The sequence below is a fragment of the Modestobacter sp. URMC 112 genome (assembly GCF_053502575.1).
The window spans coordinates 3,768,886-3,790,115 of the sequence record NZ_CP199957.1 but is presented as its reverse complement, the minus strand read 5'-3'; the positions used below and the strand labels follow the sequence as shown (position 1 = coordinate 3,790,115).

Below are 21,230 nucleotides of genomic sequence, written 5' to 3'. Positions count from 1 at the left end.
CAGGTGACCTCAGGGAGGACGTCGGCCGGTCGGGACCGGCTCTGCAGTCGAGTGGCCCGACCCGTCACCCGTGGAGAGGACGGCGGCGGGGGCGTCGGTGGCAGCCCGGCCGGCGATCCGGCCCCGGACGCGACGCGGCCCCCGCCGCGGGGTGCGACGGGGGCCGGTCGGTGGTGCGGGTCGGTCAGGAGGAGGCGTGTCCCTGGACCGTCTGCTTGGCGTCCTGGGCCTGGCCCTGGACGTCCTGGGCAGCGGACTGCCCCTCGCTCTTGACGGTCTGCACACCCTCCTGCGCGGTGGCCTTGACCGACTCGACGGCCTCCTGGGCGGCCGGCTTCAGGTTGTCGCCGATGTCCTGCGCGACGCTCTTGGCCTGGTCGACCAGCGGCTGCGAGTGCTCCTTGACGGCGGCCTCGGCCTGCGCGGCGAGCTGCTTCTCCTTCTCGCTCGTGGGCAGCAGCGAGGAGACGAGCCAGCCCACCCCGAAGGCGATCAGCCCGGCGGCGAGGGGGTTGCCCTGGGCCTGGCGCTGCAGCGTCTGCGGGGCGGCCTGGAGCGTGTCGACGGCGCTGGAGGCGGCCTGCTGGACGCTGCCGGCGGCCGAGGACGCGGCGCCCTGGACGTTGCCGGCCACGTTGGACGCGGTGCCCTGCACGTTGCCGGCGATGTTCGACGTGGTGCCGCTGACGTGCGAGCGGGACTCCTGCGCCGAGCCGAACACCCGCTCCTTGAGCCCGCTGACGGAGCTCTTGGCGCGGCCCACCCGGCGGTCGACGACCCGGGTGGGGTTGACCTTCTCGTTGAGCGCGTCGACGTCGTAGCTGAGGTTGTTCCGGGTCTCTTCGATCTGGCGCCGGATCACTTCCGGGTCACTGCTGGTCATGTCTGTCTCCTGTCCGGTCAGTTGGGCTTGAGCGCGCCGGGCACCTGCTGGAGGGTCTCCATGGTGCGCTCGGGCTTGGGGTTGACCTGCTTGAGCCGCGTGAAGTCGATCTGCTTGAGCTGCTTGCGGCCCATCGAGTAGAGGACGGCGGCGACGATGCCCCAGAGCACGGCCACGATGAGCGCCGACCAGCTGTGGCCCACGAGGTGCGACAGCGCCCACCAGAGAGCGATGGACAGGAACAGCGCGACCATGTGCCCGGCGTAGCCGGCACCGGCGAGCATCCCGGCGCCCTTGCCGGCCTTGGCCCCCTGGGCCTTGACCTCCTCGGTCGCCTTGTTCGCCTCGGCCCGCACCTCGGCCTTGGCCAGCTCCAGCTCCTGCCGCATCAGCGTCGACAGGTCGCGGGTGACCTCACCGATCAGCGTGCCGACCGAGGTGCCCTCGACGTCGGGGTGCCCGTCCTGGGTGAGCGGCTGGTCCGGGTCGCCGTAGGCGTACTGCGGTCCGGCGGGCTCGGGGGTGTAACTGGTCGCCCCACCCTGTCCCAGACCCGGCTCGCCGTACGGCGGCGGCGGCGCACCCGCGGCGCCGCCGGAGTAGGGAGCGGTCACGGCCGGCCCACCTCACCGGTGCGCAGCGGGTCGTCGAAGCCGCCGGTCGTGCCGGCCGGGGGCACGGTGCCGTACGGCGGCGGGGGGACCGAGCCGGTCGTGCCGGTGGTGCCGGCCGCTCCGGTCGTGTACCCGCCGGTCGTGCTGGTGGTGTAGCCCGCGGTGGTGGTGTCCGTGGCGTAGTTCGTCCCGGCGTAGCCCTCCTGGGCGTAGGTCGGGGTGGCCGGCACGGCCGGCTGCGCGTAGCCGGTGGTGCCGGTGGACGAGGGGCCGCTGTCCTTGTGCGCGGCCACCACACCGGTGGTCAGCCGGCCGGCGACGACGCCGGCGAGGGCCGCACCGAGCATGAACACACCAGGCTTGCGGCGGGCGAAGTTGCGCAGCTCGACGACCAGGTCGCCGGGCTCGCGCTGGGAGACCCAGCTGGCCAGCTCCTCGAGCTTGTCGCCGGCCTGGGCCACCAGGTCGGCGGCCGGGCCGGACGGGGTGCCGCCGCCCTGCGCCATGGTGCGCAGCTGCTGGGCGATGTCGGTGATGCCCTGACCGGCCTTCTGCTGGCCGGTGCGGGCCTGCTCGCGCAGCTGCTGGCGGCCCTGCTGCACGAGGTCCTGGGCCTGGCGCTTGGTCTCCTGGGTGACCTGCTTGGCCTGGTCGGCGGCGGTCGAGGCGACCTGGCTGCCGGCCTGGGCGGCGGTCGACGCGACGTTGCCGGCCTGGTCCTTGGCGACGTCAGTGGTCGACGGGGTGGTCGACACGCTGGTCGCTCCGCTCTGCGGCGGTGTGGGGGTGTCGATGGAGTGGGTCATCGTTCCTCCTCGTCGTGCGTAGGGGCTGGTGTGTCGTCGACCCGGGACGACCCCCCGCCCACACTGGGCTGCTCGGTGAGCGGCCCAGGGACGGTCGGGGTGGAGCCGTCCGGAACGGCGCTCCTGGGACCACGAGGGCCCCGGGTCGGCGACGGTCAGGTCGTCCCACCGGGTCTGAGTGGGGACGCCGTCCGGTGGTGCTCAGGTACCCCCCGGCGCGGGGCGGGCAAACGAGCCGGGGTCAGAAATGATCTCGGCAACCCGGTGGGGTGCGCCACGTGTACTCCCTGACGCGGAACGCGGCCATGCCGTTACTCACCGCTGTCAAAGTCGAGTGGAGATGCGGGGAGATGCGGGTGTCCACGTGCCGGCGGTCACACTGCGTGCCCGCCGCCGCACCTCTCAGCCCAGGTCGTCGGTGGCGAACGTGTCGCACTGGTTCGGGTCACCGGTCCGGTACCCGGTGGTGAACCAGCGCTGGCGCTGCTCCGAGGAGCCGTGCGTGAACGCCCCCTCGTCGACCTGACCGTCGCCCAGCTCCCGCTGGATGAAGTCGTCCCCGATCCGGCCGGCGGCGTCCAGCGCCCGGGCGATGTCGTCGTCGGTGATGTCGGCGATCAGCGGCTGCCCGGACTCGTCCGGCACGGTCTCGGCGTGGTTGGCCCAGGTGCCGGCATAGCAGTCGGCCTGCAGCTCCAGCCGCACGCTGCCGCTGGTCGGGCCGCTCTCGCCGTGGTCGACCTGGCCGCTGGTGCCCAGCAGGTCCTGCACGTGGTGCCCGTACTCGTGTGCCAGCACGTACCCGTCGACGAACACCCCGCCGGCCGCGCCGAAGCGCTGCTCCAGGTCGTCGAAGAAGGACAGGTCGATGTAGACCAGCTGGTCGGCCGGGCAGTAGAAGGGCCCGGTCCCGCTGGTGGCCCCGCCGCAGCCGGTCTGCACCGAGCCGGAGAAGAAGACGGTGTCGGTGCGCTGGTAGCCGGAGTACGCGGTGGTCCAGTAGTCCTGGATCGAGTCGATCTGGGCGACGACGGCGCACTCGACCGACCGGTTGGCGTCCGCCCCGGTCCGGCACTCCTGGGCCAGGTCGCCGTTGTCCGCGGTCTGTCCCTCGCCGATGGCGCCGAACCCGCCGGCGGCCCCGGTGGACGTGCCGGTGCCCCCGCCGCCGCCGAGCAGCTGGAAGAGGACCACCACGACCAGCCCGACGACGCCGAGCCCGCCGCCGCCCACGGCCAGCCCGCGTCCGCCGCCGAACCCGCCGCCTCCGCTGCCCCGGGCGTCGGTGACGTCGGAGGTGTCGAGTCGGGCGCGTTCGTTGAACCTCATGTGCCGGTGTCCCTCCTGCCGGTGCGCTCAGCGCCGGCGACGGGTGCCGAAGATGCCCCGGGTGATCTCCCGGCCCAGCGCGGAGGCGGCCGACCGCGTGAAGGCGCGGAACGCCGACGACCCCAGCACGGTGCTCAGCACGCCGTCCTCGGCCGGCTCGGGAGCCGGCCTCCGGCGCGGGGCCCGGCGGGGCCCCGACGTCCGGGTGCCTGTGCCCAGGTCCGGCTCCTGCCACACCCCGGGGTCCGCCTCCCGTTCCCGGGCCTCGGGTGCGGGCGGCTGGGCCGCGGCGAGCCGGGCGCCGATCCGCTCGTAGGCCGAGTCCCGGTCGACCGCCGTCCCGTAGCGGGCCTGCAGCGGCGACGCGGCGACGGCGCGCTGCTGCTGGGCGGGGTCGACGACGCCCATCAGCGACCGCGGCGCCCGCAGCAGCGTCGCGGCCACCGGGGTGGGGGTGCCGCGTTCGCCGAGCACGGTGACGATCGCCTCGCCGGTGCCGAGCGAGGTCAGCGTCCCGGCGATGTCGTAGTCGCTGCTGGTCGGGTAGGTCCGCACCGTCTTCCGCAGCGCGTCGGCGTCGTCGGGGGTGAACGCCCGCAGCGCGTGCTGCACCCGGTTGCCCAGCTGGCCGAGCACCGCGGACGGCACGTCGGTGGGCTGCTGGGTGACGAAGAAGACGCCGACGCCCTTGGAGCGGATCAGCCGGACGGTCCGGGTCACCGACTCCAGGAACGCCTTGCTGGCCCCGGTGAACAGCAGGTGGGCCTCGTCGAAGAAGAAGACCAGCTTCGGCTTCTCCACGTCCCCGACCTCGGGCAGCTCCTCGAACAGGTCGGCGAGCAGCCACATGAGGAAGGTGGAGAACAGCGCCGGCCGGTCCTGCAGCTCGGTCAGCTCGACGGCGCTGATCACCCCGCGGCCGTCGGGGGCCGTGCGCAGCAGGTCGGCGGTCTCCCACTCGGGCTCGCCGAAGAAGACGTCCCCGCCGAGGTCCTCCAGGGCGGTCAGCTCCCGCAGCAGCACCCCCGCGGTCGACCGGGACAGCCCGCCGAGCGCCGCCAGCTCGGGCTTCCCCGCGTCGCTGGTCAGCCAGCTGATCAGCGCCCGCAGGTCCTTGAGGTCCAGCAGCGGCAGGCCGGTCGCGTCGGCGTGGTGGAAGACCAGCCCCAGCGAGCTCTCCTGGGTGGCGTTGAGGTCGAGGACCTTGGACAGCAGCAGCGGCCCGAACGACGTCAGGGTGGCCCGGACCGGCACGCCGGTGCCCAGCCCGCCCAGGGCGAGGAACTCCACCGGGGAGGCGGTCGGCGTCCAGTCGTCGCCGGTGTCGGCCGCGCGCCGGGTGGTCCGGTCGCCCGGCTCACCCGGCCGGGACAGGCCGGTGAGGTCGCCCTTCACGTCCGCCAGCACGACCGGCACCCCGGCGGCCGAGAGCTGCTCGGCCATCAGCTGCAGGGTCTTCGTCTTGCCGGTGCCCGTCGCCCCGGCGATCAGGCCGTGCCGGTTCGCCATCGCCAGGGGCAGCCGGACCCTGGCCCCGGGATGCGGCCGGCCGCCGTGCAGCACCGACCCGAGCTCCAGGGCCGGGCCGTCGAACGCGTACCCGGCCGCGATCGCGGCCGCCGTCGGGTCGACCGGGGTCGCCGGGTCCTGTGCGTGGGGTGCCGTCACGTCGTCCGCTCCGTCCGGGGTCAGGGGAGCGCTCAGCCTGCCCGCGCCAGGGGGAGTCGACAACTCGCGGTCGCCGTCCCCGCCCGCTGCCGCGGCCGCAGGTGCGGGAGCATCCCCGTCGTGGCCGAACCCGTGTCCGTCGTCGTCCTCGACGACTTCCAGGACGTCGCCCTGTCCATCGCCGACTGGTCGCCGCTCGACGGCCGGGCGCACGTCACCCGGCACACCGACCACGTCGGGGACGCCGACGTGCTGGTGGACCGGCTGGCCGGCGCCGACGTCGTCGTGGTGATGCGGGAGCGGACGCCGTTCCCCGCCGACCTGCTCGCCCGGCTGCCGCGTCTCCGGCTGCTGGTGACCACCGGCATGGCCAACGCCTCGATCGACCTGGCTGCCGCCCGGTCGCAGGGCGTGGTGGTGTGCGGGACGGCCGGCGGGTCGGCGGCGGCCGCCGAGCTGACCTGGGCGCTGGTGCTCGCCGTCGCGCGGGACGTGGCCGGCGGCGACCGTGCCGTCCGGGCCGGCCGGTGGCAGGAGCACCTGGGGGTCGAGCTGGCCGGGTCGACCCTGGGGCTGCTCGGGCTGGGCCGGATCGGCGCGGTCGTGGCCCGCTACGCGCGTGCCTTCGACATGCGGCTGCTGGCCTGGAGCCAGAACCTCACCGCGGAGCGGGCCGCCGAGCACGGTGCCCGGCTGGTCGACAAGGCCGAGCTGTTCGCCGGCAGCGACGTCGTCTCGGTGCACCTCAGGCTGTCCGACCGCACCCGTGGCCTGGTCGGCGCGGAGGAGCTGCGGCTGCTCGGTCCCGACGGCCGGCTGGTCAACACCTCCCGCGGGCCGATCGTGGACGAGGCGGCGCTGCTCGCGGCCCTGCACGCCGGGACCATCGCCGGTGCCGCGCTGGACGTCTTCGACACCGAGCCGCTGCCCGCCGACTCCCCGCTGCGCAGCGCGCCGCGCACCGTGCTCACCCCGCACGTGGGCTACGTGTCCCGGCAGGCGTACGCGGCCATGTACGGCCAGGCCGTCGAGGACGTCGTGGCCTGGCTGGACGGCGCCCCGGTGCGGGTGCTGCCCGCCGGGTGACCGCGGGCCCGGCTCCCGGGCGGGCCGGCCGGGCGGGGTCCTAGGGTCGGGCCATGCCTCTCGACGGTGAGTACGAGCCCAGTCCGGAGAAGTGGGTGCGCGACCAGGTGGAGCTCTACGAGCGCACCGACGGGCGGGAGGGCAACACCCTGCCGAACCGCACGGAGCCGGTCGTCGTCTTCACCACCCGCGGCGCCAGGAGCGGCAAGGTGCGCAAGAACCCGCTCATGAAGGTTGAGCACGACGGCGTCTACGCCATGGTCGCCTCGCAGGGCGGCGCCCCCAAGCACCCGACCTGGTACTTCAACCTGAAGGCGCACCCCGACCAGGTGACGGTGCAGGACGGCGCCGAGGTGTGGGACGGCGTGGCCCGCGAGGTCACCGGCGAGGAGAAGGCGGTGTGGTGGGAGCGCGCCGTGGCCGCCTTCCCGGACTACGCCGACTACCAGCGCAGGACCGACCGGGAGATCCCGGTCGTCGTCGTCGAGCGGCGGTGAGCCCGCCGGTCGTCGTGGTCACCGGTGCCAGCGACGGCATCGGCGCGGCGGCGGCCCGGCGGCTGCACCGCGATGGGGCGAGCGTGGTGGTCGTGGGCCGGTCGCCGGAGAAGACGGCGGCGGTGGCCGCCGAGCTGCCCGGCGCGCGCGGGCTGACCGCGGACTTCGCCCGGCTGGACGACGTGCGCACGCTGGCCGCGGAACTGTCCCGGCTGCCGCGGATCGACGTGCTGGTGAACAACGCCGGTGCCTCGTTCGGCCGGCACGCGCTCACCGTGGACGGTCACGAGCGGACCTTCCAGGTCGACCACCTGGCGCCCTACCTGCTCACCCGGCTGCTGGAGTCACCGCTGCGTGCGGCGGGCGGCCGGGTGGTCAGCACCGCCTCGTTCATGCACTGGCTCGGCTGGGCCCGCCGGGGGACGACGGTGGCCGACCGGTCGCCGCGGCGCCACGTCGGCACCCGCGCGTACGCCCGGGCCAAGCTCGCCAACGTGCTGTTCACCGCCGAGCTGGCCCGGCGCTGGGCGCCGGAGGTGACCGCCACCTGCGCCGACCCGGGCGCGGTGGCCAGCAACTTCGGCGCGACCGCCGGCGGGGTCACCGGCCTGGCGTTCCGCACGCCGCTGACGGCGTTCATGCGGACGCCGGCGCAGGGGGCCGACACCCTGGTGTGGCTGGCGACCGCCCCGGAGGGCTGGCGCAACGGGCGGCTGCACGCCGACCGGTCGCCGGCCTGGACGCTGCCCGCCGCCCGGGACGAGGTGCGGGCTGCGGAGCTGTGGTCGTCGTCCGCGCGGCTGCTCGGGCTGCCGGACTGACCTCGCCCCCTGCCGCACACGGGTCAGGGCAGCGCGCGCCAGGCGGCCTCCGCGGCGGTCACCACCTCCGGGGTGAGCTCGGTGAACGGGTCGACCTGGAGCGTCCGGGCCGCGCCGCGGCCGGCAGCCCGCCAGGTGGCGACCGCCCGGCCGCCGACCAGCACCGTCGGACGGAACACCCCGTTGCCGCCGGGAACCAGCCGCTCGGCGAACTGCGGCGGCACGGTGCAGCTGCGGTCGGCGTAGCCCAGCACGACCTCGTCGAAGCCGGGCAGCAGCAGCACCCGCCCGGCCTCGGCGCGGCAGGCCGCCAGCCGGTCGGGGGTCTCGGGGTCCATCCAGTGCCCGACGCCGTCCACGTCGAGCGCGGCCAGCCGGTCCCCGGCCACGGCCAGACCCGCCTTGACGTCGCGGACCAGCACGCCGGCCCAGCGCACCAGGTCCTTGACGGTGGCCGGGCCGTGCCCGCGGAAGAAGCGCAGGGCCAGCTCGCCCAGCGCCTCCTCGCGGTCCAGCCGGCGCGGGGCCGGCACCCACTCGTCCAGCAGCGTGAACAGCTGGTCGCCGGCGCCGTCGGTGGGCCCGAGCACCAGGGTGCCGGTCTGCGCGAGGTACCAGAGCAGGTGGTAGCCGCGCTGACCGGTGGTGGCCACCCCGCCCTCGGAGATCCGGGTGAGCAGCTCGGCGCGGGACAGCCGGCCTCCGCCGGCCAGCGCGGCGACGACCAGCTCGCGGGCCCGCTCGCAGTCGGCCTCGGTCAGCCCCAGCGAGGCGCGCCGGCCGGCCACCCCGGCCAGGGCCCGCTCGCCCAGCAGGTCGAGCATCCAGGGCAGGTCGTCGGCGGCGGTGAGGTGCAGGGTGCCGCGCATCGGCCAGGAGCGGACCACCTCCCCGGCGTCCAGGGCAGCCTCGACCGCCGCGCGGCTGCCCCCGACGGTGCGCAGGGCCACCGAGGTCAGGGCGCCGGGCAGCTCCTGGCCCTGCACGGCGGTGAGCCGGCGGACCGCCTCGAGCGGACCGGGCTCGCGGGGCCCGGCCAGCCGCTGGGCGACCAGCCGCAGCAGGGCGACCTCCTCCGACGACGTCATGCCCGGCACCCTGCCACCGCGGTCCGACGATCCGGTCGGCGGTCCACGCCGGCCGGCACCGCCACGGGCACGGGACCGGGGTCGGGAGGCGCTACCGTTCGACCATGATGGGCATGGGGAACCTCGGCCCGGACGGACGACGCCGGCAGCGGCTGGTGGCCGGCCTGATCGTCGCCGCCATGCTGCTGGCCGCCGGCGCGGTGCTGCTGGGGTCGGTGCTGTGACCGGGGCGCCGGACGACGACGCCGGCCTGGCGGACTGGTTCGCCGCGGCCGGTCCCCGCGAGGGCGAGCTGCGCAGCGTCGACGCGCTGGTGATGGCCGCCGCTCCCGGGATCGACCGGCAGCTGGTGCCGGTGGGCAGCGGGCAGATGCTGGGCTACGGGCTGATGCCCTACCGGCCGAGGTCGGCCACGGAGACCGTCCAGTGGCCGCTGATCGCGCTGGCGGCGCAGAAGCGGCACCTGTCCCTCTACGTCTGCGCGGTCGTCGACGGGGCCTACCTGGCCGAGTCCCGGGCCGGGCAGCTGGGCCGGGTGTCCTGCGGCAAGAGCTGCATCCGCTTCACGTCGCTGGACCGGGTGGACACGGTGGCGCTGGACCAGCTGGTCCGTGACGCCGTCGCCAGCACCGCCGAGGGGCGCAACGCCTACAGCGGCTGAACCCACCGCAGCAGGTCGGCCACCTCGTCGTCGGTGGTCTGGCGGAAGTCCGCGTAGTGCCGCCCCACCGAGCCGAACCGCTGCGGGGCGAGCACGTACGCCACCTCGTCGACCTCCGTCGCCAGCGCCGCGGCGGCGTCCGGCGCCACGACGGGGGAGGCCAGCACCACCCGCACGGCACCGAGCGCCCGGACGACGGCGCAGGCGGCCCGGGCGGTCGAGCCGGTGGCCACGCCGTCGTCGACCACCACGGCCGCCCGCCCGGTGAGCGGCTCCCGCGGGCGGAGGGCGCGCAGGTGCGCCAGCCGCCGTCGCAGCACCGCGACCTCCCGGCGCTCGACGGCGGCGAACTCCTCGGGCGACACCCCGGCCCGGCGCACCACCTCCTCGGCCCGGACGACGACGCCGCCCTCGCCGACCGCCCCCATGGCCAGCTCCGGGCGGTGCGGCACGCCCAGCTTGCGCACGCCCACCACGTCCAGCGGTGCCCCGAGCGCGGTGGCCACCGCGGCGGCCACCGGCACGCCGCCGCGGGGGAGACCCAGGACGACGACGTCCGTGCCGCGGAGGGCGCCGAGCCGGGCGGCCAGCTGCTCCCCGGCGTCGGTCCGGTCCCGGAAGGACATCTCCCACCTCCCCGGGCCGCCATCCTCCTGCCCCCGGCGCACCCTGGGCGAGCGTTGGCGGGACCTTGGACCCTGGCCGCCCGGCGAGGTGGCGGGCATGGTGTTCCCGGCACGGCAGCCCGCTGGAAAGCACCGGCGGACGGCCGCCACTCACCCGGAGGAATGCTCGTGACGACGGTTTGCGCCCCTCGCGTCCCGGCCGACGAGTCGGTCGAGCAGGCTGTGGCCCGACTGCTGGCCGAGGAGTACGGCACGCTGGCCGGGCCGCAGGTCGTCATGGGCGTGGTGCAGACCGCCCGACGGGAGCTCGCGGGCTCTCCGGTGGGCGCCCTCCCCGAGCTGGTCGAGCGGCTGGCCCGCTACCGGCTGAACGCCTCCGTCAGCTGACCCCGGGCCGCCCGGCGGTCCCCGGCGGAGGCGGTGCCGACCGCCGGGGAGACTGACCGCATGGGATACGTCGACGTCGCCGGGGTGCGGTTCACCCTCCCCGACGGCCGGGTCCTGCTCGACGACGTCTCCTTCCGGGTCGGTGACGGCGCCTGCGCCGCGCTGGTTGGCGAGAACGGCGCCGGGAAGACCACCCTGCTGCGGGTCATCAGCGGCGACCTGACCCCGGACGGCGGGTCGGTGGCCCGCACCGGCGGGCTGGGGGTGATGCGCCAGTTCATCGGGTCGGTCCGCGACGACACGACCGTGCAGCGCTTCCTGGTCGACCTGGCGCCGCCGGCCGTCCGGGCGGCGTGGGACGCCGTCGAGGCTGCCGAGCTGGCCATGATGGAGGACGACGACGAGCCCACCCAGATGGCCTACGCGCACGCCCTCACCACCTGGGGCGACGTCGGGGGCTACGAGGTCGAGGTCACCTGGGACACCGTCACCGTGGCCGCGCTCGGCGTGCCCTACGACACCTGCAAGTACCGGGAGCTGAGCAGCCTCTCCGGTGGTGAGCAGAAGCGGCTGGCGCTGGAGTGCCTGCTCCGCGGCCCGGACGAGGTGCTGCTGCTGGACGAGCCGGACAACTACCTCGACGTCCCCGGCAAGCGGTGGCTCGAGGAGCGGCTGATCGAGACCCGCAAGACCGTGCTGTTCGTCAGCCACGACCGGGAGCTGCTCTCCCGGGTCGCCGACCGGGTGGTCACCGTCGAGGGCGGCGGCGCGTGGGTGCACGGCGGCGACTTCGCCGGCTACCCGGCGGCCCGCACCGCCCGGCACGAGCGGATGGCCGAGCTGCGCAAGCGGTGGGACGAGGAGCACGAGCGGCTGGTCGACCTGGTCCGGACGATGCAGCAGCAGGCGAAGAACTCACCGGACATGGCGGCGCGCTACCACGCGATGCAGACCCGGCTGGCCAAGTACGAGGCCGCCGGGCCGCCGCCGGACCGGCCACCGGACCAGCACGTGGCGATGCGGCTGCGGGGCGGGCGCACCGGGGTTCGGGTGCTGGTGGCCGAGGAACTGGAGCTCACCGGCCTGATGCGGCCGTTCGACCTGGAGCTCGACTACGGCGACCGGCTTGCGGTGCTGGGCTCCAACGGCGCGGGCAAGTCGCACTTCCTGCGGCTGCTGGCCGGCCAGGACGTCGCGCACACCGGCAGCTGGCGGCTGGGAGCGCGCGTCGTCCCCGGCTTCTTCGCCCAGACCCATGCCCACCCGGAGTGGGCCGACCGCACCCTGGTCGACCTGCTCTGGCACGGCGAGCCGGGCCGGCCGGGCGTGGACCGCGGCCGGGCGATGGCCACACTGCGCCGCTACGGCCTGGCGGCCCAGGGCGACCAGCTGTTCCGGTCGCTGTCCGGCGGGCAGCAGGCCCGCTTCCAGGTGCTGCTGCTCGAGCTGTCCGGCGCCACCCTGCTGCTGCTCGACGAGCCGACCGACAACCTGGACGTGCTGTCGGCGGAGTCCCTCGAGGAGGCCCTGGACGCCTTCGACGGGACCGTGGTGGCGGTGACCCACGACCGCTGGTTCGCCCGCACCTTCGACCGGTTCCTGGTGTTCGGTGCCGGCGGGCAGGTGTACGAGGCGCCCGAGCCGGTGTTCGACGAGGCGAGGGTCCAGCGCACCCGGTAAGGACCCCCTCCACCCCACCCCTCGCGAGCTCGGGGCGGGACCCGGGAGGGGGCCGAGGAGCAGTCGGGGCTGGGCCTCAGTCCTCAGCGCGCACTAGGGGGCGCCGACCGGGGCCATGGCCCGCTGCCACACCGCGGTGTCGGCCGCGGCGGCCGCCTGCTCCCGGCGCTCCACCAGCACGGCCAGGACGGCGACGCCCGCGCCACCCAGCGCCAGCACCGCGCCCACCCAGATGGGCGCGGTGTAGCCGAGGCCGGCCGAGAGCACCGCCGCGCCCAGGGCGGCACCCAGGGCGTTGGCCACGTTGAACGCCGCCTGGTTCGCCGCGGCGACCAGGCTGCCGCCGTCGATCCGGGCGGCGTCGATGACCCGGCTCTGCACCACCGGGCCCATCGCGAAGCCGACCGTGCCGAACAGCACCAGCAGGACGACGGCGGCCACGGGCGTGCGGGCCAGCAGCGCGAACGCCACCAGGACGGCCGCCTGCAGGCCCATGCCCACGGTGACGAAGGAGAAGCCGAACCGGTCGCCCAGCCGCCCGCCGACCAGCGTGCCGACCGTCGTCCCAATGCCGAAGAGCGCGAGCACCGGGGTCACCCAGCCCTCGGGGATGCCGCCCAGCTCGGTGAGGATCGGGCTGACGTAGCTGTAGACGGCGAACATCGCCGAGAACCCGACGGCGGTCAGCCCCAGCACCAGCCAGACCTGGGGCCGCCGGAAGGCGCCGAGCTCGCGGCGCAGGCCGGTCGGTTCCCCGGTCACCGGCGGCATCCAGGCCACCAGGCCGGCGATGGTGACCAGCCCGATGACCGCCACCGCGGCGAACACCAGCCGCCAGCTGACCTGCTGGGCCACGAACGTGCCCAGCGGCACCCCGACGACGTTGGCCAGCGTCAGGCCGGTGATCATCAGAGAGATGGCCTGGGCGCCCTTCTCGCGCGGCACCAGCGTGCGGGCGGCCACCGCCCCGACACCGAAGAACGAGCCGTGCGCCAGTGCGGTGAGCACCCGGGCGACGAGCAGGGTGGTGTAGCCCGGGGCCAGCGCGGACAGCGCGTTGCCGACGACGAAGACCGCCATCAGACCGATCAGCGTCTGCCGGGGGGTGAAGCGCACGCCCAGGGCGGTCAGCGTCGGTGCTCCCACCACCACGCCGATCGCGTAGGCCGAGATGAGCAGCCCGACCGCGGAGACGGACACACCCAGCCCCTCGGCGACCTCGGGCAGCATGCCGAGGACGACGAACTCGGTGGTGCCGATGCCGAAGGCACCGATGGCGAGGGCGAGCAGGGCGCGGGGCACGGGGCGGTGGACTCTCCGACTCGGGGGACGAGGGACGCGGACGTCGTCGTCCTCTCCCAGCCAAGGGCACCGGCGCCGCGATCCTGCCCAGGCCCGGCCATGAGCCTGGTCACGTCGGGCCGGCCGGGACGCCGGACGGGCTCCGGGCCGCGGCTCGGAGCGGCTCGGAGGGGTCCGGCGTCCGCGGCCCGGGACCTCGACCGGTCAGGGCCGGAGCAGCACCTTCACCGCGCCGTCCTGCTTCTGCCGGAACGTCTCGTAGGCCTGCGGGGCCTGCTCCAGCGGCACGTGGTGGGTGGCGAAGCCGTCCACGCCGAGCGGGTCGGCGTCGGTGAGCAGCGGCAGGATGTCGGGCACCCAGCGCCACACGTTGGCCTGGCCCATGCGCAGCTGGATCTGCTTGTCGAACATCCGCATCAGCGGCATCGGGTCGGTGGCGCCGCCGTAGACACCGGACAGCGAGATGGTGCCGCCCCGGCGGACGGCCTCGATCGCGGTGTTCAGCGCCGCCATCCGGTCGACCCCGACGACCTGCATGACCTTCTCCATGACCGCGTCGGGCAGCAGCGCGGTCGCCTTCTGGGCCAGCGAGGCGCCCGGCGAGCCGTGGGCCTCCATGCCGACCGCGTCGATGACGGCGTCCGGCCCGCGGCCGTCGGTCCTGTCCCGGACCCACGCCACGACGTCGGCCTGGGCGGTGGAGTCCAGGACGTCGATGCCGTTGGCCCGGGCCCGCGCCAGCCGCTCCGGGACGACGTCGGACGCCAGCACCTGGCCGGCGCCCAGGTGCTTCGCGATCCGGGTCGCCATGTCACCGATCGGGCCCAGGCCCAGCACCAGCACCGAGCCGCCCGGGGGGACGGCCGCGTACTGCACGGCCTGCCATGCGGTGGGCAGCACGTCGGAGAGGTAGACGAACCGGTCGTCGGCCGGGCCGTCGGGGACCTTGATGGGCAGGGTGTTGCCGAACGGCACCCGCAGGTACTCCGCCTGGCCGCCGGGCACCTGGCCGTAGAGCTTCGTGTAGCCGAACAGCGAGGCGCCGAAGCCCTGCTCGCGGTTCTGGGTGGTCTCGCACTGGGACTGCAGCCCCTGCGAGCACATCCAGCAGGTACCGCAGGAGATGTTGAACGGGACGACCACCCGGTCGCCGGGCTTGACGGCGGTGACCTCGGGGCCGACCTCGCGGACGACGCCCATCGGCTCGTGGCCCATGATGTCGCCGACCGTCATGAACGGGGCCATGACCTCGATCAGGTGCAGGTCCGACCCGCAGATCCCGGTCGAGGTCACCTCGACCACGACGTCCGTCGGGTCCTGGATCGTCGGGTCCGGGACGGTGTCGACCCGGACGTCGTCCCGGCCGTGCCACGTCACTGCGCGCATGCGGAGCTCCTGTCGTGTCGGGGGCGCCCGGTCCTGGCGCCGACGGGGCCGGCTGCTCGGGACGCAGGGCGCGTGCTCCTCCGCCCTACCCGGGTCGGCGCGTTCGACTCATCAGCCCCGCGCACACGTGACGTCACAGACGGTCCCCGATTGGCAGGTGCTGTTGTGACCCTCGGCACTTGACTCGGTGTGCATACCCCCCAGGTCACATCACGAACCGGTCACGTCGTGTTTACATGGGCCCCGCCTCAGACCGGACGGCGCGCCATCCCGCGACGTCCCCCCACCCGACGGAAGACAGGTGTATGGACCCGCGACGCCTCGCCCGGCTGCTCGACAGCCCATCGGTGCGCTCCGCCGACGGTGCCCCGGCCGGCGGACCCGCCGTCTGGCCGTCGGACGAGCCCAGGACGACGCTGGTGCCGCGCGGCATCCTGATCACCGGGACCGGCCCGGTCCGGGTCGCCCCCCGGCTGGCCGCCCTCGACCTCGCCGGCATCGAGCTCCCGGTCGCCCCGCGGGTCACCGTGATCCCGGCCCAGGACGCTCCCGCCGCTGCTGAGGACACGCTGCCCGCGGGGCAGGTCGCCGACGGGGCTGCCCCGGGCGACCGGGCCGGCGCTGCTCCGCGCCGCCGTCCGGTGACCGTCCTCGCCGCGGCCCTGCTCGGCGCGGTGAGCCTCGGCGGGCTGCTGACCTCCGGCGAGCTCCCCGCCTCGGCCGCCTCCCCGGCGCCGGTGGAGGCGACCAGCGTCGCCGAGGAGCTGGGCCTCCTGCGCGCCCAGCAGTCCGCGCTGACCGGGGACGAGGCGGCGCTGCGGCTGGAGGAGATGGTCGCCAGCCGCGCCCTGCGCGAGGACGCCGCCACCGCCGCCGCCGAGGCGCAGGCCGCCGCCGACCAGGCCGCGCGGGACGCCGCGGCCGCCGCCGCAGCCGAGGCCGCCCGCCCCGACGTGGTCCTCCCGGTCAGCGGTGCCCGGATCACCAGCGGCTTCGGCTCGCGCTGGGGGACGCTGCACGCGGGCATCGATCTCGCCGCCCCGATGCGCACCCCGGAGTTCGCCGTGATGGACGGCGTCGTCCTCAAGGCCGGCGCGGCCAGCGGCTACGGGCTGGCCGTGTACCTCCAGCACGCGGACGGGACCGTCACCGTGTACGGGCACATGGACTCGATCCTGGTCGAGGAGGGGCAGTCGGTCCGGGCCGGCGACACCATCGCGCTGCTGGGCAACCGGGGCCAGTCCACCGGCCCGCACCTGCACTTCGAGGTGCACCTCGGGGGCATGGACCAGGAGAAGGTCGACCCGGTGAGCTGGCTGCGGGAGCACGGCGTCGACGTCTGACTAAGGTCGAAGGACCCTGCTGCCCCCCACGCTTCGCAGGCTCAGCGCGGGGCCCTGCAGCCGGGCCTGACCCCACCGCTCGCACGCTCGCGGCGGGCCCCTGCGAGGGGGCCGGACCGCGGTCCTGCCGCGGGGCCCTGCAGCCGGGCCTGACCCCACCGCTCGCACGCTCCCGGCGGGGCTCTGCGAGGGGGCCTCACCGGCGGCGGTCGGCGTCGTGGTCCCTTGCTCGCACGCTCGCGGCGGGACCCTCCGAGTGAGCCGGGCCGCCGGTTCCTGGCGTCGCGGTGAGACATGCGGCATCGTGCATGTGGGACCGCGCCGAGCCGGGAGGACGTCATGGGGCACGACCACGGCTCCGGGCAGGCGCACGGCACCGCCTCCGCCGTGCACCGGCGCCGGCTGACCCTCGTCCTGGCGCTGACCGTCGCCGTCCTCGTGCTGGAGCTCGTCGGGGCGTTCCTGTCCGGCTCCCTGGCCCTGCTCGCCGACGCCGGGCACATGGCGACCGACGCGCTCGGCATCGGCCTGGCGCTCGGCGCGGTCACCCTCGCCCAGCGCCCCGCCGCCGGCCGGCGGACCTTCGGCTGGCAGCGCATCGAGGTTCTCGCCGCGGGCCTCAACGGCGTCCTGCTGCTCGCGGTCGGCACCTACGTCGTCGTGGAGGCGGTCCGGCGCATCGGTGACCCGCCGGACATCCACGCCGGCTGGATGCTGTCCATCGCCGCGGTCGGCCTGGTCGCCAACCTGGTCTCCCTGGCCGTGCTGCACGCCGGTCAGCGTCACTCGATGAACACCCGCGGCGCGTACCTGGAGGTCATGGGCGACGCGCTCGGCTCGGTCGCGGTGATCGTCGCCGGTGTGCTGATCGCCACCACCGGCTGGACGGCCGCGGACGTCGTGGCGTCACTGGCCATCGGCGCCCTGGTGCTGCCCCGGGCGTGGGCGCTGCTGCGGGAGGCCCTCGACGTCCTGCTGGAGGCCGCGCCGCGGGGAGTGGACCTGGCCCGGGTGCGCGCCCACGTCCTGTCGGTGGACGGCGTCCTGGAGGTGCACGACCTGCACGCGTGGACCATCACCTCGGGGTCGCCGGTGCTGTCCGCGCACGTCGTCGTGGCCGACGAGGTGCTCGCCGACGGCCACGGCGGCCGGGTGCTCGACGCCCTGGGCGTGTGCCTGGGCGACCACTTCGACCTCGCGCACTGCACCTTCCAGCTCGAGTCGCCCGGCCACCGGGGCCACGAGGCCGCCGTCCACGATTGAGGAAGGACCCCGCTGCCCCCCACGCCTCGCAAGCTCGGCGCGGGCCCCTGCAGCGGGGCCGAACAGCGGGGTCCTTCGTCAGCCGGCGTGCACCATGGTGCCCTCGGCCGGCAGGTCCTCCTTGGTCGCCTTGATCAGCAACGCGGAGACCAGCGCGCCGATCACCAGCAGGACCGCGGCCCAGGTGAAGGCGGTCGTGTAGCCCTCCACCTGCGCGGCGAGCCCGACCGCGGGGTCACGGGGGTCGGCACCGGCGGCGAGCCGGTCGGCCACGGCCGAGGTGATCGCCCCCACCGAGATCGTCGCCAGCAGCGCCGTCCCGATCGAGGCGCCGACCTGCTGGGTGGCGTTCAGCATCGCGCTGGCCGCACCGGCGTCGTGCTCGCCGGCGCCGATCAGGGCCAGGTTGGACAGCGGCACGAAGGTGAAGCCGAGCCCCAGGCCCAGGAGCAGCTGGCCGGGGAAGGGCAGCGCCCAGAAGGAGCTGTCGACCGTGAGGAACGACATCAGGAACAGGCCGGCCGCGGCGAGCAGGCCACCGGTGACCATCAGCGGCTTCGGGCCGATCCGCACCACGAGCACGCTGGCCGCCCCGGCGGCGATGAGCACACCGAGCGTGACCGGGAGCGAGGCGAACCCGGCGGCGACCGGGGTGTACCCCAGCACCTGCTGGAAGTAGAGGCTGAGGAAGAAGAACGCCCCGATCAGCCCCGCACCGACCAGCGTGGACGTCAGGTAGGCCCCGCCGCGGTTCCGGTCCAGCACCAACCGCATCGGCAGCAGCGGGTTGCGCACCCGGAGCTCCACGACCACGAAGGCGGCGACCAGCAGCACCCCGATGGCGATGAAGGACAGCGCGGGCCGGTCGGTCCAGGCGCTGGTGGTCACCCCGCTGGCGGCGTTCTCCTGCGAGGTCTCCGCCACCAGCGTGAAGCCGTAGACGAACGACGCCAGGCCCAGGGTCACCAGCACCGCGCCGGGGATGTCGTAGCGGGTCTCGCCCGGCGCCCGGCTCTCCGGCACGACCGGGATGGCGGCGGCCACGGCCACGACCGCGACCGGCACGTTGACCCAGAAGCACCAGCGCCAGTCGGCGTACTCGGTGAGCACCCCGCCCAGCAGCAGCCCGACGGCGGACCCGCCGCCGGCGATGGCGCCGTAGACGGCGAAGGCCTTGGCCCGCTCCTGTGTGTCGGTGAACAGCACCGTGAGCAGCGCCAGCGAGGCGGGCGCCAGCAGCGCACCGAAGGCGCCCTGCAGGCCGCGCGCGGCGAAGAGCAGCTCCTCGTTGGTGGCCAGACCGCCCAGCGCGGAGGCGACGGCGAAGCCGACCGCCCCGACCAGATAGGTGCGCTTGCGGCCCCAGAAGTCGGCGATGCGCCCGCCGAGCAGCAGGAAGCCACCGAAGGTCAGGGTGTAGGCGGTGACGATCCACTGCTGCGTGGCGGGGGAGATGTCCAGGTCCGCCGAGACCGCCGGCAGCGCGATGTTCACGATCGTCGCGTCGAGGATGACCATCAGGACCGTGACGGCGATGACCGCCAGGGCCAGCCACCGCCTCGGGTAGGGCTCGGTGTCGGGGCTCGTCCCCGGTGTGGTGGTCGTCGGGGAGCTGTCGGTCACGCGTCTTCCTCGCTGGCGCTCGTCGCCGTCGTGACCGACGGTGCTGCGTCGTTGAGTGCCCTCGCGAGCTCGGTCACTTGTCGTCCTCAATCGTCGTCCCTGGCCGCCGCTGCGGTCGGCCAGGGACCGACGGTAACCGGCTGCGACGATGGGGTCGTGTCCGTTTCCGTGGTGTTCATCTCCGACACCCACGTCCCGAAGCGGGCCCGCGACCTGCCCGTCCCGCTGTGGGCCGCGATCGAGGCGGCGGACGTCGTGGTGCACGCCGGTGACTGGGTCGACGTCGCCCTGCTCGACGAGCTCGAGCGCCGCGCCCGCCGTCTCGTCGGCGTCTACGGCAACAACGACCACGGCGTCCTGCGGGAGCGGTTGCCGGAGGTCGCCCGGGTCGACCTGGAGGGGGTGCGCTTCGCCGTCGTGCACGAGACCGGCGACGCCGCGGGGCGCGAACGCCGGTGCGCCGAGCGGTTCCCGGACGTCGACGTCCTGGTGTTCGGGCACAGCCACATCCCCTGGGACACCGTCGCACCCTCCGGGCTCCGGTTGCTCAACCCCGGCTCGCCGACCGACCGCCGCCGGCAGCCGCACGGCACCTACCTGACCGCGGTGGTGGACGCCGGCCGGCTGACCGGGGTCACCCTGCACCCGCTGCCGGTCCGCACCACCGGCGCCCGGCCCCCGGCCGGGGGAGCCGGACGTCGGGACGGCGCGCCGCCCGCCGGCGCGTGAGCCGGCCGGAGCTGCTGCCCGCAGCGGTCGCGCTGCTCGCCTGCCCGGTCTGCGGGGAGCCGCTGCACCCGACCACCGCCGGCGTGGCCTGCCCGGCCGGACACGCGTTCGACCGGTCCCGGCAGGGCCATCTGACCCTGCTGCCCGCGAGCGGCAGCGCGCACCCGGGTGACTCGGCCGGGATGGTCGCCGACCGGGCCGGCTTCCTCGCCGCCGGCCACTACGCCGGGGTCACCGCGGCCCTGGCCGACGCCGTGCTGGCGCCGGGCACCCCGCGCACCGTGCTGGACGCCGGCGGCGGCACCGGCGCGCACCTGGCCGGGGTGCTCGACCGGGCGCCGGAGGCGGTCGGCGTCGTCCTCGACGTGTCCCGCTACGCCGCCCGCCGCGCCGCGCGGGCGCACCCGCGGGCGATCGCGGTCGTCGCCGACAGCTGGGCGCGCTGGCCGGTGCGCACCGGCACCCTGGACCGGGTGCTGGTCGTGTTCGCGCCCCGCAACGGCGCCGAGACCGCCCGGGTGCTGCGACCCGACGGCAGCCTGGTGGTGGTCACCCCGGCCGCCGACCACCTGGGCGAGCTGGTCGGTCCCCTCGGGTTGCTGACCGTCGACCCCGCCAAGGCCGACCGGCTGGCCGCCTCGCTCGGTCCGCACCTGCGTCCGGTCGCCGCCGTCGCGCACCGGGGGGAGCTCCGCCTCGACCGGGCGGCGGTGCGCACGCTGGTCGGCATGGGCCCGCACGCGCGCCACCGGACGCCGGCCGAGCTGGCCGCGGCGGTCGACCGGCTGACCGAGCCGGTGCGGGTGACGGTGTCGGTCGACGTCACCACGTGGACGCCGGCTCCGTGACGGCTCCGTCCCGAGGCTCACCCCGAGCCTGCGAGGAGTGAGGAGGACGGGGTCCTTCCGGCGCGAGGGCCCGGCCGTCCGGCCGGGCCCTCGTCGGGTGTTGCGCGGCCCGCCTACGCGGGCGCCGGGTCAGCGGACGGCGCGCCGGCTCCGGCCGGTGGCGGCCACGTAGACGAACAGCACGACGATGGCGCCGATGATCGACGCCCACCAACCGCCGAGGTGGAACTGCAGGCCGTCGCCCTTGAGGAGGCTGAACAGCAGGTTGCCCACCACGGAGCCGATCAGGCCCAGGACGATGGTGGGGACGATGCCCAGGTCCTGCTTGCCGGGGACGACTGCGCGCGCGATGAGACCGGCGATCAGGCCGATCAGGATCGCGAGGAGGATGCCTCCGATGGTCATGGGTGCCTCCTGGGACATGACGGGCGGAGCCGTCGGTGCGCTGGACCGTCCAACGCAAGATCATCGATGCCCGGCACGCCGGTCCTCAAACGCCCCCGGGGCCCGGTCCTGCACCCCCCGCGCCGCGCGTCGGGGCGGCGCGCCGGAACGGGTCCTCGCCCGGCGCACGGGCGGCGGCCGCACCG

General features: G+C 75.2%; 21 protein-coding genes. 10 read left to right on the top strand and 11 right to left on the bottom strand.

All coding sequences use genetic code 11. The features are described 5' to 3' along the window. Nucleotides 1-184: 184 nt before the first annotated feature. The 5 genes from ACWIX6_RS17965 to ACWIX6_RS17945 all read right to left on the bottom strand — a co-directional run bounded on the left by ACWIX6_RS17965 (nucleotide 185) and on the right by ACWIX6_RS17945 (nucleotide 5,300). Nucleotides 185-883 (bottom strand): DUF3618 domain-containing protein, encoded by a 699-nt coding sequence (locus ACWIX6_RS17965; protein ID WP_448613797.1) that lies wholly within the window; start codon nucleotides 881-883, stop codon nucleotides 185-187. 17 nt (nucleotides 884-900) lie between these two features. Then, entirely contained in the window at nucleotides 901-1,497 is a 597-nt protein-coding gene (locus ACWIX6_RS17960) for a phage holin family protein (RefSeq protein WP_448613796.1), read from the bottom strand. After that, nucleotides 1,494-2,303, bottom strand: coding sequence for a hypothetical protein (locus ACWIX6_RS17955; RefSeq protein WP_448613795.1), 810 nt, complete (start codon nucleotides 2,301-2,303; stop codon nucleotides 1,494-1,496). The genes ACWIX6_RS17960 and ACWIX6_RS17955 overlap by 4 nt, the downstream gene beginning before the upstream one ends. Nucleotides 2,304-2,705: 402 nt before the next feature. Then, nucleotides 2,706-3,632, bottom strand: coding sequence for a KPN_02809 family neutral zinc metallopeptidase (gene ypfJ, locus ACWIX6_RS17950; RefSeq protein ID WP_448613794.1), 927 nt, complete (start codon nucleotides 3,630-3,632; stop codon nucleotides 2,706-2,708). Nucleotides 3,633-3,659: 27 nt separating this feature from the next. Further along, nucleotides 3,660-5,300, bottom strand: coding sequence for a helicase HerA-like domain-containing protein (locus ACWIX6_RS17945; protein ID WP_448613793.1), 1,641 nt, complete (start codon nucleotides 5,298-5,300; stop codon nucleotides 3,660-3,662). Between the two features lie 120 nt (nucleotides 5,301-5,420). On the opposite strand from ACWIX6_RS17945, the gene ACWIX6_RS17940 reads away from it, so the two are divergent. Genes ACWIX6_RS17940 through ACWIX6_RS17930 form a run of 3 tightly spaced genes read left to right on the top strand, consistent with a single transcriptional unit; the run spans nucleotide 5,421 to nucleotide 7,704 of the window. Next, nucleotides 5,421-6,386, top strand: coding sequence for a D-2-hydroxyacid dehydrogenase family protein (locus ACWIX6_RS17940; RefSeq protein WP_448613792.1), 966 nt, complete (start codon nucleotides 5,421-5,423; stop codon nucleotides 6,384-6,386). A 53-nt stretch (nucleotides 6,387-6,439) separates the two neighbouring features. Further along, nucleotides 6,440-6,883 carry a nitroreductase family deazaflavin-dependent oxidoreductase gene (locus tag ACWIX6_RS17935; protein ID WP_448613791.1) on the top strand — a complete coding sequence of 148 codons (444 nt, stop codon included), beginning with the start codon at nucleotides 6,440-6,442 and terminating at the stop codon, nucleotides 6,881-6,883. Further along, nucleotides 6,880-7,704 (top strand): SDR family NAD(P)-dependent oxidoreductase, encoded by an 825-nt coding sequence (locus ACWIX6_RS17930; protein WP_448613790.1) that lies wholly within the window; start codon nucleotides 6,880-6,882, stop codon nucleotides 7,702-7,704. The genes ACWIX6_RS17935 and ACWIX6_RS17930 overlap by 4 nt, the downstream gene beginning before the upstream one ends. Nucleotides 7,705-7,727: 23 nt before the next feature. On the opposite strand, the gene ACWIX6_RS17925 is transcribed toward ACWIX6_RS17930, so the two are convergent. Beyond that, complete coding sequence (locus tag ACWIX6_RS17925) at nucleotides 7,728-8,792, bottom strand: winged helix DNA-binding domain-containing protein (protein ID WP_448613789.1); 1,065 nt, start codon at nucleotides 8,790-8,792, stop codon at nucleotides 7,728-7,730. Nucleotides 8,793-9,012: 220 nt separating this feature from the next. Between ACWIX6_RS17925 and ACWIX6_RS17920 the strand changes: the two genes are divergently transcribed. Continuing rightward, nucleotides 9,013-9,453 carry a DUF1801 domain-containing protein gene (locus ACWIX6_RS17920; protein WP_448613788.1) on the top strand — a complete coding sequence of 147 codons (441 nt, stop codon included), beginning with the start codon at nucleotides 9,013-9,015 and terminating at the stop codon, nucleotides 9,451-9,453. Here the strand turns inward: ACWIX6_RS17920 and ACWIX6_RS17915 are convergent. Beyond that, the gene (locus ACWIX6_RS17915) at nucleotides 9,441-10,079 is read right to left on the bottom strand and encodes a phosphoribosyltransferase (protein ID WP_448613787.1); all 639 of its coding nucleotides are present in this window, start codon (nucleotides 10,077-10,079) and stop codon (nucleotides 9,441-9,443) included. The two genes, ACWIX6_RS17920 and ACWIX6_RS17915, sit on opposite strands and share 13 nt — an antisense overlap. Before the next feature lie 168 nt (nucleotides 10,080-10,247). Between ACWIX6_RS17915 and ACWIX6_RS17910 the strand changes: the two genes are divergently transcribed. Both ACWIX6_RS17910 and ACWIX6_RS17905 read left to right on the top strand, forming a co-directional pair. Beyond that, nucleotides 10,248-10,466 carry a three-helix bundle dimerization domain-containing protein gene (locus tag ACWIX6_RS17910; protein ID WP_448613786.1) on the top strand — a complete coding sequence of 73 codons (219 nt, stop codon included), beginning with the start codon at nucleotides 10,248-10,250 and terminating at the stop codon, nucleotides 10,464-10,466. A gap of 60 nt (nucleotides 10,467-10,526) precedes the next feature. Continuing rightward, nucleotides 10,527-12,146 carry an ABC-F family ATP-binding cassette domain-containing protein gene (locus tag ACWIX6_RS17905; RefSeq protein WP_448613785.1) on the top strand — a complete coding sequence of 540 codons (1,620 nt, stop codon included), beginning with the start codon at nucleotides 10,527-10,529 and terminating at the stop codon, nucleotides 12,144-12,146. A 93-nt stretch (nucleotides 12,147-12,239) separates the two neighbouring features. On the opposite strand, the gene ACWIX6_RS17900 is transcribed toward ACWIX6_RS17905, so the two are convergent. Together ACWIX6_RS17900 and ACWIX6_RS17895 are read right to left on the bottom strand one after the other, a co-directional pair. After that, nucleotides 12,240-13,448 (bottom strand): MFS transporter, encoded by a 1,209-nt coding sequence (locus tag ACWIX6_RS17900; RefSeq protein WP_448613784.1) that lies wholly within the window; start codon nucleotides 13,446-13,448, stop codon nucleotides 12,240-12,242. 204 nt (nucleotides 13,449-13,652) lie between these two features. Then, nucleotides 13,653-14,834 (bottom strand): zinc-dependent alcohol dehydrogenase, encoded by a 1,182-nt coding sequence (locus tag ACWIX6_RS17895; RefSeq protein ID WP_448613783.1) that lies wholly within the window; start codon nucleotides 14,832-14,834, stop codon nucleotides 13,653-13,655. A 305-nt stretch (nucleotides 14,835-15,139) separates the two neighbouring features. Between ACWIX6_RS17895 and ACWIX6_RS17890 the strand changes: the two genes are divergently transcribed. Both ACWIX6_RS17890 and ACWIX6_RS17885 read left to right on the top strand, forming a co-directional pair. Beyond that, nucleotides 15,140-16,177: a peptidoglycan DD-metalloendopeptidase family protein gene (locus ACWIX6_RS17890; RefSeq protein ID WP_448613782.1), complete on the top strand. Its 1,038-nt coding sequence runs from the start codon at nucleotides 15,140-15,142 to the stop codon at nucleotides 16,175-16,177. Between the two features lie 339 nt (nucleotides 16,178-16,516). Then, nucleotides 16,517-17,440, top strand: a complete 924-nt coding sequence (locus ACWIX6_RS17885; RefSeq protein ID WP_448613781.1) for a cation diffusion facilitator family transporter — start codon at nucleotides 16,517-16,519, stop codon at nucleotides 17,438-17,440. Between the two features lie 78 nt (nucleotides 17,441-17,518). On the opposite strand, the gene ACWIX6_RS17880 is transcribed toward ACWIX6_RS17885, so the two are convergent. Continuing rightward, nucleotides 17,519-19,063 (bottom strand): MFS transporter, encoded by a 1,545-nt coding sequence (locus tag ACWIX6_RS17880; RefSeq protein ID WP_448613780.1) that lies wholly within the window; start codon nucleotides 19,061-19,063, stop codon nucleotides 17,519-17,521. Nucleotides 19,064-19,219: 156 nt separating this feature from the next. Here ACWIX6_RS17880 and ACWIX6_RS17875 point away from each other — a divergent pair, with 156 nt between their 5' ends. Both ACWIX6_RS17875 and ACWIX6_RS17870 read left to right on the top strand, forming a co-directional pair. Next, the gene (locus ACWIX6_RS17875; protein WP_448613779.1) at nucleotides 19,220-19,792 is read left to right on the top strand and encodes a metallophosphoesterase family protein; all 573 of its coding nucleotides are present in this window, start codon (nucleotides 19,220-19,222) and stop codon (nucleotides 19,790-19,792) included. Further along, entirely contained in the window at nucleotides 19,789-20,640 is an 852-nt protein-coding gene (locus ACWIX6_RS17870; RefSeq protein ID WP_448613778.1) for a putative RNA methyltransferase, read from the top strand. Before ACWIX6_RS17875 ends, ACWIX6_RS17870 begins: the two co-directional genes overlap by 4 nt. A 129-nt stretch (nucleotides 20,641-20,769) precedes the next feature. Here the strand turns inward: ACWIX6_RS17870 and ACWIX6_RS17865 are convergent, their stop codons facing one another. After that, nucleotides 20,770-21,045 (bottom strand): GlsB/YeaQ/YmgE family stress response membrane protein, encoded by a 276-nt coding sequence (locus tag ACWIX6_RS17865; RefSeq protein WP_448613777.1) that lies wholly within the window; start codon nucleotides 21,043-21,045, stop codon nucleotides 20,770-20,772. Nucleotides 21,046-21,230: the final 185 nt, after the last annotated feature.

What these genes read in the sequence shown, in the direction of transcription:
- ACWIX6_RS17865 (WP_448613777.1), bottom strand. Translation starts at nt 21,045, where the DNA reads ATGACCATCGGAGGCATCCTCCTCGCGATCCTGATCGGCCTGATCGCC.
- ACWIX6_RS17935 (WP_448613791.1), top strand. Translation starts at nt 6,440, where the DNA reads ATGCCTCTCGACGGTGAGTACGAGCCCAGTCCGGAGAAGTGGGTGCGC.
- ACWIX6_RS17895 (WP_448613783.1), bottom strand. Translation starts at nt 14,834, where the DNA reads ATGCGCGCAGTGACGTGGCACGGCCGGGACGACGTCCGGGTCGACACC.
- ACWIX6_RS17915 (WP_448613787.1), bottom strand. Translation starts at nt 10,079, where the DNA reads ATGTCCTTCCGGGACCGGACCGACGCCGGGGAGCAGCTGGCCGCCCGG.
- ACWIX6_RS17905 (WP_448613785.1), top strand. Translation starts at nt 10,527, where the DNA reads ATGGGATACGTCGACGTCGCCGGGGTGCGGTTCACCCTCCCCGACGGC.
- ACWIX6_RS17890 (WP_448613782.1), top strand. Translation starts at nt 15,140, where the DNA reads ATGGACCCGCGACGCCTCGCCCGGCTGCTCGACAGCCCATCGGTGCGC.
- ACWIX6_RS17965 (WP_448613797.1), bottom strand. Translation starts at nt 883, where the DNA reads ATGACCAGCAGTGACCCGGAAGTGATCCGGCGCCAGATCGAAGAGACC.
- ACWIX6_RS17955 (WP_448613795.1), bottom strand. Translation starts at nt 2,303, where the DNA reads ATGACCCACTCCATCGACACCCCCACACCGCCGCAGAGCGGAGCGACC.
- ypfJ (WP_448613794.1), bottom strand. Translation starts at nt 3,632, where the DNA reads ATGAGGTTCAACGAACGCGCCCGACTCGACACCTCCGACGTCACCGAC.
- ACWIX6_RS17885 (WP_448613781.1), top strand. Translation starts at nt 16,517, where the DNA reads ATGGGGCACGACCACGGCTCCGGGCAGGCGCACGGCACCGCCTCCGCC.
- ACWIX6_RS17925 (WP_448613789.1), bottom strand. Translation starts at nt 8,792, where the DNA reads ATGACGTCGTCGGAGGAGGTCGCCCTGCTGCGGCTGGTCGCCCAGCGG.